Source organism: Streptomyces sp. V4I23 (genome assembly GCF_030817975.1).
GTDB lineage: Bacteria > Actinomycetota > Actinomycetes > Streptomycetales > Streptomycetaceae > Streptomyces.
Window position 1 is genome coordinate 7,068,879 of sequence record NZ_JAUSZW010000004.1, and the last position, 13,181, is coordinate 7,082,059.

The following is a 13,181-nucleotide window of genomic DNA, read 5'->3' on the forward strand; positions in this document are numbered from 1 at the left end:
CGCGCACCGGCTTGCGCGAGCCTTCACGCGCGACCACCTGATGCATCACACCTTCGCACCGTCGGCGACCCTTCACTCCTTCTCGTCGCCTGGCCGCAGTTCGGTGGGCGAGGCGGCGCTGTCCCCGTGGTGATGTGCCCCACGGTTGAACTTGACGTCGGATTCAAATATACAGGTGGGGCACACCACGGTCACAACATGTCGGGGTGCCCTGGCACCGCATGCTCCGCCACGGAGAGGGTTCGCTGTGAACGTTGCACAAAGAGTCGCCGTCGTCACCGGTGGCGGTGGAGGCATCGGCGGCGCGCTGGTCGCACGGCTCGCTCGCGACGGCGCAAGGGTCGTCGTCGCAGACCTCGACGCGGACACCGCACAGGCGGTGTCGGAGAGAGTCAACGCCGACCACCCCGGAAGCACCGTCAGTGCCGGCGCCGACGCGTCGGACACCGCCCAGATCCAGCAGTTGATCGCCCTCGCGGAGAGCACCTTCGGACCGGTCGACCTCTACTTCGCGAACGCGGGCATCGCCGGGGCACCGGGCCTCGACGTGAGCGAGCAGGACTGGGACCTCTCGATCGACGTGAACCTTCGAGCCCACATCCGTGCGGCGAAGCTGCTGGTGCCGGGGTGGCTCGAGCGCGGCGAGGGCTACTTCGTCAGCACCGCCTCGGCGGCCGGGCTGCTCACCCAGATCGGCTCCGCCACGTACGCCGTCACCAAGCACGCGGCCGTCGGCTTCGCCGAATGGCTGAGTGTCACCTATGGCGATCGCGGGGTCCATGTCAGCTGCCTGTGCCCGATGGGCGTGAACACCAGGATGCTGTCCTTGGGGAAGGACTCCGGGGACGCGCTGGGAAGAGCGGCCACGCAGGCCGTCACGTCCGCGGGTGACGTCCTCGAGCCGGCCGAGGTCGCCGACGCCGTCCTCGCCGCGATCGAGGAGGAGCGCTTCCTGATCCTCCCGCACGAGGACGTGCTGGACATGTACCGGCAGAAGGGCTCGGACTACGACCGGTGGCTGCGCGGCATGCGCCGCTACCAGAACTCCCTGCTGGCGCAGGCATGACCGGCGAGCCCGAGGAACTCGTCCTCGCCGAACACCGCGGGCCCGTGCTGGTGCTCACGTTCAACCGGCCGGCCAAGCTGAACGCCTGGACCGACGAACTCGAAGACCGCTACTTCGCGCTGCTCGACGCCGCCGAGGACGACCCGGACGTACGCGCCGTCGTGGTCACCGGCGCGGGACGCGGATTCTGCGCCGGCGCGGACCTCCAGCGGCTGCAGGCGGTGGGCGAGGTCTCCGAGGCGGACAGGGCGCGGCGCCGACCGCGCGACGTGCCGCTGACCCTGCGCAAACCGCTGATCGGTGCGGTGGGCGGGGTGGCCGCGGGCCTCGGCATGGTGGAGGCGCTCTACTGCGACATTCGTTTCGGCTCGCCCTCGGCCCGGTTCACCACGGCATTCGCGCAGCGCGGGCTGATCGCCGAGTACGGGATCTCCTGGCTGCTGCCGCGGCTCGTGGGGCACAGCCGGGCCATGGACCTGCTGCTGTCGAGTCGCATGGTGGACGCCGAGGAGGCGCTGCGTATCGGACTCCTCGACCACCTGGTCCCCACCGGCAGTGTGGTCGATGCCGCCGTCGCGTACGCCGCAGATCTGGCGACGCGCTGCTCCCCGGCATCCATGGCCACCATCAAGAGCCAACTGCAGGGCGACGCGGACGGCACGTACGCCGATTCCCTGGCCCGCGCGGAAGGCGCCATGCTCCAGGCCTTCCGCGGAGCCGATTTCGTCGAAGGCGTGGCCAGTCACCTCGACAAGCGCCCGCCGAGCTTTCCCTCCCTCCCCGTCAGGAGTTCAGATGTCCCTGTTTGATTTGTCGGACCGCGCCAAGAAGTACCAGGCGGATCTGCTCGAGTTCATGGACTCGCACATCTACCCCGCCGAGGAGGTGTACCACGAGCAGATGCGCGCGTCGGGCGACCCGAATTTCCACCCGCCGATCCTGGAGGATCTCAAGGCGGAAGCGCGTAAGCGCGGCCTGTGGAACCTCTTTCACCCGCACCCCGAGTGGGGCCCGGGGCTGACGAACCTCGAATACGCGCCGCTGGCCGAGATCATGGGACGCAGTCACATCGCCTCCGAGGCGTGCAACTGCAACGCCCCTGACACCGGCAACATGGAGGTGCTCACGCTCTTCGGCACCGACGAGCACAAGGAGAAGTACCTGAGGCCCCTGCTCGACGGGACGATGGCCTCGGCCTTCGCCATGACCGAGCCGCGCGTGGCAAGCTCCGACGCCACCAACATCGAGTTGCGGATGGAGCGCGACGGCGACGAGTACGTGCTCAACGGCCGTAAGTGGTTCGCCTCCAACGCCCTGCACCGCAACTGCAAGGTGCTCATCGTCATGGGGAAGACGGACGCCACCGCTGCCCCGCACCGGCAGCAGTCGATGATGGTCGTCCCGATCGACGCCCCCGGGATCACGGTGATGCGCGGGCTGCCGGTGTTCGGCTACCAGGACCGTGAGGGGCACGCCGAGATCGACTTCACCGACGTACGGGTGCCGGCCAAGGACGTACTCAAGGGCGAGGGCGAGGGTTTCGCGATCAGCCAGGCCCGGCTCGGGCCCGGTCGTATCCACCACTGCATGCGGGCGATCGGCGCGGCCGAGCGGGCGCTGGAGCTGATGTGCCGGCGCGCGCACTCACGGGTGACGTTCGGTCGTCCGGTTGCCGACCGGTCCAACATCCAGGACTGGATCGCGGAGGCGCGCATCGACATCGAGATGATCCGCCTGCTCACGCTCAAGGCCGCGTATCTGATGGACACGGTCGGGAACAAGGAAGCGCGCACCGAGATCGCGGCCATCAAGGTGGCCGCCCCCAACATTGCGCTGAAGATCGTCGACCGCGCGATCCAGGTGCACGGGGCAGCAGGAGTGACCGAGGACTTCCCGCTGGCGATGATGTACGCGCATCTGCGGACGCTGCGGCTGGCGGACGGTCCCGACGAGGTCCACAAGCGGGCCATCGCCAGGCAGGAACTGCGGCAGTACCGCGACGCAGCTACGGCAGCGGTGAGTTGAGATGGCAGGACTCGATCTCACCGGTCGCACCGCCGTCGTCACCGGCGCCTCGCGCGGTATCGGGCTGGCGATCGCCCAGGCCATCGCCGCAGCCGGCGGAAACGTCGTCCTCACCTCCCGGTCCCAGGAGGCGGCGGACGCCGCCGCGGCCCAGGTCAAGGGCACAGCGGTCGGCGTCGGTGCGCACGCGGTCGACGAAGAGGCGGCCCAGCGCTGTGTGGACCTGACGCTCGAGCGCTTCGGAAGCCTGGACATCCTGGTCAACAACGCGGGGACCAATCCGGCCTTCGGTCCGGTCATCGACCAGGATCACGGGCGGTTCGCCAAGACCTTCGACGTGAATCTGTGGGCTCCGGTCCTGTGGACGGGGCTGGCCACGCGGGCCTGGATGGGCGAGCACGGCGGGGCGGTCGTCAACACGGCGTCGGTCGGCGGCATGGCCTTCGAGGCGAACATCGGGTTGTACAACGCGTCGAAGGCCGCACTCATCCATCTCACGAAGCAACTGGCCCTGGAACTCTCGCCGAAGGTTCGCGTGAACGCGGTGGCACCGGGTGTGGTGCGCACGAAGCTGGCCGAGGCCCTGTGGAAGGAGCACGAGCAGGCGGTGGCCGACGCGACGGCGCTCGGGCGCATCGGGGAGCCTGCCGACATCGCCTCGGCGGTCGCCTTTCTCGTCTCGGACGCGGCGAGTTGGATCACCGGCGAGACGATGGTGATCGACGGCGGACAACTGCTCGGTGACGCCGTCCCGTTCAGGCAGGGAGCCGGCATCGGTGTCTAGCGCGGACGTCGTCGGAATCGACGCCGGGGCGGTGAGCCGCTGGTTCCACACCCTCGGCGTCGACTTCGCCGGGCCGCCTGTCCTCGACCGGATCGGGCTCGGCCAGTCGAATCTGACCTACCTGGTACGGGACCAGGACGGCCGCAGGTGGGTGCTGCGGCGCCCACCGCTGGGTCACCTGCTGGCGTCCGCGCACGACGTGGCGCGCGAGGCGCGGATTCTGACCGCGTTGGAGGGCACCGCCGTCCCGACCCCGCGGGTGCTCGGGCTGACCGATGATCCTGCCGTGACCGATGCCCCACTGCTGCTCATGGAGTTCGTGGACGGCCAGGTCGTCGACACGATGTCGATCGCACAGTCGTTGACGCCCGAGCGCCGCCGGGCGATCGGGATGTCGTTGGCGCGGACGCTGGCGAAGATCCACACGGTCGATCTCGAGACGGCCGGGCTGACCGGTCTGGCCGGCCACAAGCCGTATGCGCAGCGTCAGCTCAAGCGGTGGTCGGGCCAGTGGGAGAAGTCCAGGACGCGCGAGCTGCCCGCCCTCGAGGACCTCACCCGGCGCCTCGTCGCGGCAGTCCCGGAGCAGCGCGAACTGACGCTCGTGCACGGCGACTTCCATCTGCGCAACCTCATCACCTCCTACGACAGCGGGGAGGTGACCGCGGTGCTCGACTGGGAGCTGTCGACATTGGGGGATCCGTTGGCGGACATGGGCAGCCTGCTGGCCTACTGGCCGGCCCAAGGTGAGAACACCTCGGGCGACTTCGGCGCGACCGCTCTCGACGGCTTCCCGACCCGCGAGGAACTCGTGGCGGCCTACTTTGCGGCGTCCGGACGCGACCTGACGGCGCTGGGCTACTGGCACACGATGGGACTGTGGAAGGTCGCGATCATCGCGGAGGGCGTCATGCGCCGCGCGATGGACGAACCGCGGAACAAGGCCGCGTCCGGGACCCCGACCCCGCAGCGCATCGACGCGCTGGTGGCCAAGGCCCACGAAGTCGCGGACACGGCAGGCATCTGACCCGATCGCCTGCCCACGGGACTTCGACACTCACGCACACAGGACAGGAAAGGAGCGGTGATGAGGCAAGCAGTCCTCGTATCGGCGGCGCGTACGCCGATCAAGAAGGCCTACCGCGGCGCGTTCGGCAACACCGAGGCACAGGAGCCGGCGGCGCACGCGATCGGTGCGGCGGAGCTGTTCGAGGTGGTGTCGTGAACCCCGCCGCACTGTTCGACGTCAGCGGAAAGACCGTGGTGGTGACCGGCGGCTCACGCGGAATCGGGCTGATGATCGCGCACGGTTTCGTGGCGGCCGGGGCCACGGTGATCATCTCCTCCCGCAAGGCCGAGGCGTGCGAGAGGGCGGCAGCGGAGTTGTCCGCGCTGACGTCCCCCGGCGCCGGAACCTGTCTGGCGCACCCGGCGGACCTGTCCACCGCCGAGGGCCTCGAGAGCCTGGCCGAGCGGGTCGCGGAGGTGGCTCCCCGGCTGAACGTCCTGGTCAACAATGCGGGAGCCGCCTGGGGCGCGCCGATCGGCGAGTTCCCCGACTCGGGCTTCGACAAGGTGCTGAACGTCAACGTCAAGGCCGTCTTCTCGCTGACGCAAAGGCTGCTGCCGCAGTTGCGGACGGCCGCCACCGCGGAGGACCCCGCGCGAGTGATCAACATCGGTTCGATCGACGGGCTCGTGGTCTCCGCGTCCGACAACTTCTCCTACGTCGCGAGCAAGGCGGCGGTGCACATGCTGACCCGCAAGATGGCCGCCACGCTGGCGAGTGATCACATCACCGTCAACGCCCTTGCGCCAGGCCCGTTCCCGACCAAGATGATGGCGCACGCCCTGGACGACCCCGAGCTGCGGGACGCCGTGGTCGAGCGGGTGCCCCTCGGCCGCGTCGGCACCCCCGAGGACATCGCGAGTCCGGCGATCTTCCTCGCCTCCCGCGCGGGCGCCTACCTGACCGGCACGGTGATCCCCGTGGACGGCGGGATCTCCGGGACGCGCTGACCGGTCGCATGTGAAGGTCACCGCGCTGCGAGCGGGACACCCCCACACTCTCTTCCCCGAAAGGCGGGTCAGGCCGCGATGAGCTGGTTCGACGACAGTCCGTGGACGGCGCAGTATCCCGAACGGATGGCGGAGGTGGAACGGGTCCCCGACCGCACCACGCTGGAACTGCTGTCCGACGCGGTGGCCACTGCCCCTCAGGGCCCGGCCATCACCTACCTCGGTGGCACGCTGACCTACCGGGAAGTGGACGAGCTCTCCGACGGGGTGGCGCACTACCTGCTCGAGCGTGGCTTCGGTCCCGGCGACCGGCTGGCGTTGTACCTGCAGAACGTTCCGCAGTTCCTGCTGGCTCTGTTCGGTGCCTGGAAGGCGGGCGGCGCGGTCGTACCGCTGAACCCGATGTACCGGGACGAACTCGCGCACATCCTCACCGACGCGGGGGTGTCGGCGCTGGTGTGCGATGAGCGGGCCTGGACGGAACACGTCCGTGAGCGGGCCACCGCGGCGGGGGTGACGACAGCGCTCACCGCCAGCCCGCTGGACCTGCAAACTCTGGACGACGCGCGCGTCTTCGCCGGTCTGACCCGGCAGCGCAGCGAGGGCGCGGACGACATCCTCGACGTGGCGAGGGCACGGGCGGGGCGGCGACCCGCCCATCCCGGGCCGACACCCGACGACATCGCACTGATCTCCTACACCTCCGGCACCAGCGGACTGCCGAAGGGGGCGACCAACACCCATCGCAACCTGACCGTCAACGCGGTCCTGCTGCGGCTGTACGACGAGATCCCCCCGGGATCGCCGATCTTCGCGCTGGCCCCGCTGTTCCACATCACCGGCATGGTCGTCCAACTGCTCAACGCGGTCGACCTGGCGAGCCCCCTGGTACTCGCCTACCGCTTCGAGCCGGGCGTGGTGATCGACGCGCTGAAGCGGGAACGGCCCGCCTACATGGTCGGGCCGTCCACCGCCTACATGGCGCTGATGGCACACCGCGACTTCTCCGCCGAGGCGTTCGCCTCGCTGAGGACCCTCAACTCCGGCGGCGCTCCGCTGCCGCCCGCGGTCGTCGAGCGGTTCCGAGAGCAGACGGGACTGTACATCCGCAACGGCTACGGGCTCACGGAGACAAGTGCCCCTTGCGTTGTGGTGCCCGTGGGCAGACAGGCTCCCGTGGATCCCGACTCGGGCACCTTGTCGATCGGCCTGCCCCTTCCCGCCGCGATGGTCCGTATCGTCGACGAGGGCGGCAGGGACCTGGGACCGAACGAGGTCGGCGAGATCGCGGTCGAAGGACCCATGGTGGTGCCCGCGTACTGGAACAGGCCCGAGGCCACCGCGGAGTCGATCCCGAAGGGGCGGCTGCTCACCGGCGACGTCGGATTCATGGACCGGCAGGGCTGGGTGTACGTGGTGGACCGCAAAAAGGACATGATCAACGCCTCCGGGTTCAAGGTGTGGCCTCGCGAGGTCGAGGACGTCCTCTACCGGCACCCCGCGGTGCGCGAGGCGGCCGTGGTCGGTGCGTCCGACCCCTACCGCGGCGAGACGGTGGCGGCCTTCGTCAGCCTGAGGCCCGGAGGCTCCGTCGAGCCCGAAGAGCTGGTCGCCCACTGCCGCGAGCACCTGGCCGCCTACAAGGCCCCTCGGACCGTCAGCATCCGGGACGAGCTGCCCAAGACCAGCAGCGGCAAGATCCTGCGCCGCGAACTGCGCGGGGCGACGTCCGCATGACGAGCGAGAGGAGCCCAAGCATGGCCGGCCTGCCAGAGGTCCTGGCCCTCGACGAGATGGTGCCGGACCGGTTCCGGTCCGGCCCGATCCCCAGCGAGTGGGCGCGGACGTTCGGTGGCCAGATCGCCGCCCAGTCGCTGATGGCCGCGGCGCGCACCCTCGACCGGTCGTACTCGGCCCACTCGCTGCACGGCTACTTCCTGCGGCCCGGCCGTCCGCACGAGCCGACCGACCATCTGGTCGAGCGGATCCGCGACGGCGGCAGCTTCTGCACCCGCCGGGTGACCGCGGTCCAGGCGGGGGAGGCGATCTTCACGGTGACGGCGTCGTTCCATCGCGGGGACGAAGGGTTCTCCCACCAGGTGGACATGCCGGCGGTGCCGGCACCTGACGACATCCCGGAGTCCGACCGCATCAACGGCTGGGGCATGCCGCGGCCCGTGGAGTGGGGCGACTGGGACATGCGATGGGTGCCCGGGGGCGAGACCGGCCGCGTCCCGGGGGCGCCGGCCTGCCAGCGGGTGTGGATCCGGTACGGACGTCCGCTGCCGGACGACGGTGCCGTCCACACCTGCGCGCTGACCTACCTCAGCGACATGGCGCTGCTGGGCTCCGCGCGGCTGCCACATCCCCGAACCGCCGTACAGGGCGCGTCGTTGGACCATTCGCTGTGGTTCCTGCGTCCCTTCCGCGCGGACGAGTGGCTGCTGTACGACCAGGTCTCCCCGTCGGCCGAACACGGCCGGGCGCTCACCAGCGGAAGGCTGTTCGACACGGGCGGGCGTCTGGTGGCCGCCGTCGCGCAGGAGGGACTCATGCGCTTCGACCGGCCCCGGTCGGCGGAGAGCGGCGACAGGGAAATGTCCCTGTCATCCCCCGCTTCAGCCGTCCCCGACCCGCGTTGACCGACTACTCGTCAAGGAAGTGGTGCCGACCATGTCCACCCAGTACAGCGTCATCGGGCGCACAGCGATCCTCAGCCTCGACAACCCGCCGGTCAACGGGCTCGGCCACGCGACGCGGCAGGGCATCGTGCAGGGTCTGCACCGTGCCCTCGACTCCGGCGACGTCGATGCCGTCGTGCTCACCGGCCGCGAGGGATTCTTCTCCGCCGGGGCCGACATCACGGAGTTCGGGACGCCCAAGACCACCGCGGAGCCGACGCTCGGCGACGTCATCGCGGCGCTGGAGGCCGCGGGCAAGCCCGTCGTGGCCGCGATCGACGGCGCATGTTTCGGTGGTGGACTGGAGCTGGCGCTGGGAGCCCATTACCGGGTTGCGACGTCGAAGAGCAGGATCGGGCTCCCCGAGGTGAACCTGGGACTGGTCCCCGGCGCCGGTGGCACCCAGCGGCTGCCACGCCTGGTGGGGGCCGCCGTGGCGGCGGACATGATCAGCGGCGGTGCGCCGCGTACGGCGCGAGAGCTCGGAGACCTCCCTGGACAACGGCTCTTCGATCGGCTCGTGGACGGCGACGTGATGGCGGCGGCGCTGCAACTCGCGGCCGAGATGTCCGCGGTACGGCCGCTCCCGCGGGTCCGGGACCTGAGTGTGGATCCCGGCGACGCGGACGCGGTGAGCGCGACGCGGGAGCGCCTGAGCCGGCGCAGCCGAGGATTCCTGGCGCCGGCGGTGGCTCTCGCTCTGGTCGGGAAAGCGGCAACCACACCGTTCGAGGAGGGGCTGGCCGAGGAGCGGAAGACGTTCCTGGAGTTGATGAACGGCGACCAGTCGGCCGCCCTGCGCCATGCGTTCTTCGCCGAGCGGGCCGCCCGCAAGGTCCCCGGCGTCCCGCCCGGGACGCCGGCCCGGAGGGTGGACACGGTGGCGGTCATCGGGGCCGGAACGATGGGCGGCGGCATCGCGATGACCTTTGTGGACGCAGGGATTCCGGTCACTGTCCTGGAGAGCAGCCAGGAGACGCTCGACCGGGGTCTGGGCGTCATGCGCAGCAATTACCAACGCCAGGTGGACAAGGGAAAACTGACGCCCGACGGCCTGGAGCAGCGCATGGCGCTCCTGACGCCGACCCTGGACTATGCGGACGTGTCGGACAGCGACCTGGTCATCGAGGCGGCCTTCGAGGACATGGACGTCAAGCGTTCGGTGTTCACCCGGCTCGACGAGGTGGCGAAACCCGGCGCGATTCTGGCGTCGAACACCTCGACCCTCGACATCGATGCGATCGCCGCGGTCACCGGGCGCCCCGAGGATGTCCTCGGCATGCACTTCTTCAGCCCCGCGAATGTCATGAAACTGCTGGAGATCGTGCGCGGGGCCAAGACCTCGGACGACGTGCTGGTCACAGCCATGGCGGTGGGACAGCGGATCGGCAAGACCGGCGTGGTGGCCGGGGTGTGCGACGGCTTCATCGGCAACCGGATGCTGGCCAAGTACCGGGATGCGGCGATGGAACTCCTCCGCGCGGGCGCGACACCGGCCGATATCGATTCCGCCGCGGAGAACTTCGGCTTCGCCATGGGCCCGTTCCGGACGGCCGACCTGGCGGGCAACGACATCGGATGGGCAATCCGCAAGCGACGCTACGCGGAAGACCCCGGCATGCCCCGGGACGAGATCGCCGATGCCCTCTGTGAAATGGGACGGCTCGGGCAGAAGACCGGTGCCGGGTGGTACGACTACAAGCCCGGCAGCCGAGCGGCGATCCCGAGCCCTGTCGTCGACGACCTGCTGGCTTCGTTCCACGCCAAGCATGGCACCGAGCTCCGTACCTTCGAGGCGGATGAGATCGTGCAGCGCCTCGTCTTCGCCCTCATCGACGAGGGCGCGCGCATCCTCGACGAAGGCATAGCCCTGCGCGCCTCGGACATCGACGTCGTCTACATCGCGGGGTACGGCTTCCCGAGGTACCGCGGCGGACCGATGTTCTACGCCGACACGGTGGGTGCCGCACATGTCCTCTCCGGACTCAGGCGGTTCCACGCAGATGACGGTTGGGAGCCCTCGCCGTTGCTGATGCGGCTGGCCGGCGAGGCCGGGACATTCAACTGACGCCGGCAACTGCAGATGTGGGGCCCGGCGGTTACGCGGCGGCCGGCCGCGACTTCTCCAGGAGGAGCCGCGGCCGGCCGCCGCGCCGTGCGAGGCCGGCACGCGTAGCCCAAGTCGTCACCTGGCAGGACTTCGCATCGTTCACGCGTGGATCAGCCGAGGGGCTTGTCGAGGACGGCTTTGCGATGGCTGAAGGTCTCGATGGAGTAGCGGCCGTGGTAGCTGCCCATGCCGCTCTCCCCGACGCCCCCGAACGGCAGGTCGGAGATGGTGAGGTGGGCCAGCGGCAGGCCGAACCCGAGGCCGCCCGAGGAGGTTTCGGCGGCGAGCCGTTCCCGGGTGGTGTCCGATTCGGTGAACGCGTACAGAGCGAGCGGCTTGTCGCGGTCGTTGACGAAGTCGATCGCCTCGTCGAGCCCGGCCACCTCGACGATCGGGAGGATCGGGCCGAAGATCTCCTCCTGCATCACGGGCGCGTCCGGTGACACCTCGGCCAGGACGGTCGGCGCGATGTACTTGGAGTCCCGGTCGTACGCCCCACCGGTCACCTGGCGGCCGGAATCGAGGAGGGCGGTCAGCCGGTCGAAGTGGCGTTCGTTGACGATCCGGCCGTACTCCGGCGAGGCGGAGGCGTCCGGTCCGTACATGCTCTCCACAGCCTTGGCCAGCGCGCCCTCCAGAGCGCGTGCGGTCTCGGGGTCGGTCAGCACGTAGTCCGGGGCGACGCAGGTCTGTCCGGCGTTGAGGAACTTTCCGGCCGCGAGGCGGGCGGCGACGGCGTCCAGGTCGGTGCCCCGGTCCACGAATGCCGGGGACTTGCCGCCGAGTTCGAGGGTGACGGGCGTGAGGTGCCGGGCGGCCGCGGCCATCACGATGCGACCGACCGTGCCGTTGCCGGTGTAGAGGATGTGGTCGAAGCGCTGCTCGAGCAGGGCGGTGGTCTCTGGGACGCCGCCTTCGACCACGGCGACCGCGTCGGTGTCGAGGTACTGCGGCAACAGGCGGGCCAGGGCGGCGGAGGTGGCCGGGGCCAGTTCGCTGGGCTTGGCGACCACCGCGTTGCCCGCTGCCAGGGCACCGGCCACCGGGGCCAGCAGTAGCTGCGCCGGGTAGTTCCAGGGGGCGATGACCAGCACGACGCCCAAGGGGTCGGGCTGCGTCCAGGCCTTCGCCTCCCCGATGAACGCGGGCACCGGGGCCGGCTCGGGGCGCAGCCACCCGTCGAGATGCTCCAGGGTGTGATCGATCTCGCGTATGACGAAGTCGATCTCCGTGCGGTAAGCCTCGGTGGCGCTCTTTGCCAAGTCGGCGTGGAGTGCCGCGGCGAATGTCTCCCCCTGCTCGGTGAGCAGGGTACGCATCCGGCGCAGCTGCTCGGTGCGCCACTCCATGGGCTTGGTCCTGCCGGCGCGGAAGGTGGCGCGCAGCCGGGCGACGAGCTCGGCGGGCTGCTCGGGCGCTGGGTTGTTCATGGTTTCCCTCACAGGTGCGGTACGTGGACGGGGGGTTGTCGCCGCGCCGCGGGGCCGCCCGGGCGCCGGCGTCGACAGGGTTTCGCGCAGGCGCCGGTGGCGGGGCGGCGGCGAGCGGTGGCTCAGGCGACGGTGATGATGATCTTGCCGCGGGTGTGGCCCTCGCGGTTGAGGCGCTGGGCGTCGGCGGCCTGCTCGAGGGGGAACGTGGCGGCCACGTCCACCCGCAGCTCCCCGCGCTCGGCGAGCTCGGTGAGAGCCTCCAGGTCCCGGGCGTCGGGTCGCACGAAGACGTACCCGCCACCGAGGCCGAGCACGGCGCCGTCGACAGCCGAGGCCAGGCGGCCGCCCTCGGCAAGCAGCCCTGGCGAGACCTTCAGGGCGTCTCCGCCGACGAGGTCGAGGACGGCATCCACGCCCTGCGGCGCGAGGGCGTGGACACGGTCGGCGAGGCCCTCGCCGTAGGCGACCGGCTCCGCTCCCAGCCCGCGCAGGTAGGCGTGGTTGTGCTCGCCGGCGGTGCCGATGACCCGGGCGCCGAGAGATCTGGCGATCTGTACGGCCAGGGAGCCGACGCCACCCGCCGCGGCGTGCACCAGCACGGTGTCGCCGGCCCGCACCCGCAGGGATCGCGTCAGTGCCTGGTATGCGGTGAGGCCGGCCAGCGGGAGGCCGGCGGCCTCCTCGAAGGAGAGGTTGGCGGGCTTGCGGGCGAGCGTACGGACCGGAGCGGCGACGTACTCGGCGAAGGTCCCGCGGGAGACGAAGTCCTCACGGACGTAGCCGATCACTTCGTCACCTGGAGCGAACTCGGTGACCCCGACGCCGGTCTCCTCGACGACGCCCGCCACGTCCCAGCCGGGGATGACGGGGAAGACGGCGTCCATGACGGCGTCCAGGTACCCGGCCTGGATCTTCCAGTCGACCGGGTTGACGGAGGCGGCCTTGACGCGGACCAGCACGGTGTCCACGCCGAGCTTCGGGTTCGGCACATCGCCGTACTCCAGGACCTCCGGGCCGCCGTAGGTGTGGTAGGTGATGGCCTTCATGGTGGTGACTCCTTGGT

12 protein-coding genes are annotated in these 13,181 nt (G+C 70.1%); 10 read left to right on the top strand and 2 right to left on the bottom strand.

Annotated elements, in window-relative coordinates; genetic code table 11:
- Positions 1 to 247 precede the first annotated feature (247 nt).
- The 10 genes from QFZ82_RS34565 (at position 248) to QFZ82_RS34610 (ending at position 10,643) form a co-directional block, all read left to right on the top strand.
- Entirely contained in the window at positions 248 to 1,066 is an 819-nt protein-coding gene (locus QFZ82_RS34565; protein ID WP_307716869.1) for an SDR family oxidoreductase, read from the top strand.
- Entirely contained in the window at positions 1,063 to 1,875 is an 813-nt protein-coding gene (locus QFZ82_RS34570) for an enoyl-CoA hydratase-related protein (RefSeq protein WP_307716870.1), read from the top strand. Before QFZ82_RS34565 ends, QFZ82_RS34570 begins: the two co-directional genes overlap by 4 nt.
- Entirely contained in the window at positions 1,862 to 3,091 is a 1,230-nt protein-coding gene (locus tag QFZ82_RS34575) for an acyl-CoA dehydrogenase family protein (RefSeq protein WP_307716871.1), read from the top strand. Before QFZ82_RS34570 ends, QFZ82_RS34575 begins: the two co-directional genes overlap by 14 nt.
- 1 nt (position 3,092) lies before the next feature.
- Positions 3,093 to 3,875, top strand: a complete 783-nt coding sequence (locus QFZ82_RS34580; protein ID WP_307716872.1) for an SDR family oxidoreductase — start codon at positions 3,093 to 3,095, stop codon at positions 3,873 to 3,875.
- Entirely contained in the window at positions 3,868 to 4,902 is a 1,035-nt protein-coding gene (locus QFZ82_RS34585) for a phosphotransferase family protein (RefSeq protein ID WP_307716873.1), read from the top strand. Before QFZ82_RS34580 ends, QFZ82_RS34585 begins: the two co-directional genes overlap by 8 nt.
- A 60-nt stretch (positions 4,903 to 4,962) precedes the next feature.
- Entirely contained in the window at positions 4,963 to 5,100 is a 138-nt protein-coding gene (locus tag QFZ82_RS34590) for a hypothetical protein (RefSeq protein WP_307716874.1), read from the top strand.
- Positions 5,097 to 5,894 (top strand): SDR family oxidoreductase, encoded by a 798-nt coding sequence (locus tag QFZ82_RS34595; protein WP_307716875.1) that lies wholly within the window; start codon positions 5,097 to 5,099, stop codon positions 5,892 to 5,894. Before QFZ82_RS34590 ends, QFZ82_RS34595 begins: the two co-directional genes overlap by 4 nt.
- 78 nt (positions 5,895 to 5,972) lie before the next feature.
- Positions 5,973 to 7,631 (top strand): AMP-binding protein, encoded by a 1,659-nt coding sequence (locus QFZ82_RS34600; RefSeq protein WP_307716876.1) that lies wholly within the window; start codon positions 5,973 to 5,975, stop codon positions 7,629 to 7,631.
- Between the two features lie 20 nt (positions 7,632 to 7,651).
- Positions 7,652 to 8,536 carry an acyl-CoA thioesterase II gene (locus QFZ82_RS34605; RefSeq protein WP_307716877.1) on the top strand — a complete coding sequence of 295 codons (885 nt, stop codon included), beginning with the start codon at positions 7,652 to 7,654 and terminating at the stop codon, positions 8,534 to 8,536.
- 31 nt (positions 8,537 to 8,567) lie between these two features.
- Entirely contained in the window at positions 8,568 to 10,643 is a 2,076-nt protein-coding gene (locus QFZ82_RS34610) for a 3-hydroxyacyl-CoA dehydrogenase NAD-binding domain-containing protein (RefSeq protein WP_307716878.1), read from the top strand.
- Between the two features lie 152 nt (positions 10,644 to 10,795).
- Here the strand turns inward: QFZ82_RS34610 and QFZ82_RS34615 are convergent, their stop codons facing one another.
- Together QFZ82_RS34615 and QFZ82_RS34620 are read right to left on the bottom strand one after the other, a co-directional pair.
- On the bottom strand, positions 10,796 to 12,115 hold the full coding sequence (locus QFZ82_RS34615; protein ID WP_307716879.1) for an aldehyde dehydrogenase family protein: 1,320 nt from the start codon (positions 12,113 to 12,115) through the stop codon (positions 10,796 to 10,798).
- A gap of 122 nt (positions 12,116 to 12,237) precedes the next feature.
- Positions 12,238 to 13,164, bottom strand: a complete 927-nt coding sequence (locus QFZ82_RS34620) for an NADP-dependent oxidoreductase (protein WP_307716880.1) — start codon at positions 13,162 to 13,164, stop codon at positions 12,238 to 12,240.
- Positions 13,165 to 13,181: the final 17 nt, after the last annotated feature.

What these genes read in the sequence shown, in the direction of transcription:
- QFZ82_RS34615 (WP_307716879.1), bottom strand. Translation starts at nt 12,115, where the DNA reads ATGAACAACCCAGCGCCCGAGCAGCCCGCCGAGCTCGTCGCCCGGCTG.
- QFZ82_RS34570 (WP_307716870.1), top strand. Translation starts at nt 1,063, where the DNA reads ATGACCGGCGAGCCCGAGGAACTCGTCCTCGCCGAACACCGCGGGCCC.
- QFZ82_RS34575 (WP_307716871.1), top strand. Translation starts at nt 1,862, where the DNA reads ATGTCCCTGTTTGATTTGTCGGACCGCGCCAAGAAGTACCAGGCGGAT.
- QFZ82_RS34620 (WP_307716880.1), bottom strand. Translation starts at nt 13,164, where the DNA reads ATGAAGGCCATCACCTACCACACCTACGGCGGCCCGGAGGTCCTGGAG.
- QFZ82_RS34590 (WP_307716874.1), top strand. Translation starts at nt 4,963, where the DNA reads ATGAGGCAAGCAGTCCTCGTATCGGCGGCGCGTACGCCGATCAAGAAG.
- QFZ82_RS34580 (WP_307716872.1), top strand. Translation starts at nt 3,093, where the DNA reads ATGGCAGGACTCGATCTCACCGGTCGCACCGCCGTCGTCACCGGCGCC.
- QFZ82_RS34605 (WP_307716877.1), top strand. Translation starts at nt 7,652, where the DNA reads ATGGCCGGCCTGCCAGAGGTCCTGGCCCTCGACGAGATGGTGCCGGAC.
- QFZ82_RS34600 (WP_307716876.1), top strand. Translation starts at nt 5,973, where the DNA reads ATGAGCTGGTTCGACGACAGTCCGTGGACGGCGCAGTATCCCGAACGG.
- QFZ82_RS34610 (WP_307716878.1), top strand. Translation starts at nt 8,568, where the DNA reads ATGTCCACCCAGTACAGCGTCATCGGGCGCACAGCGATCCTCAGCCTC.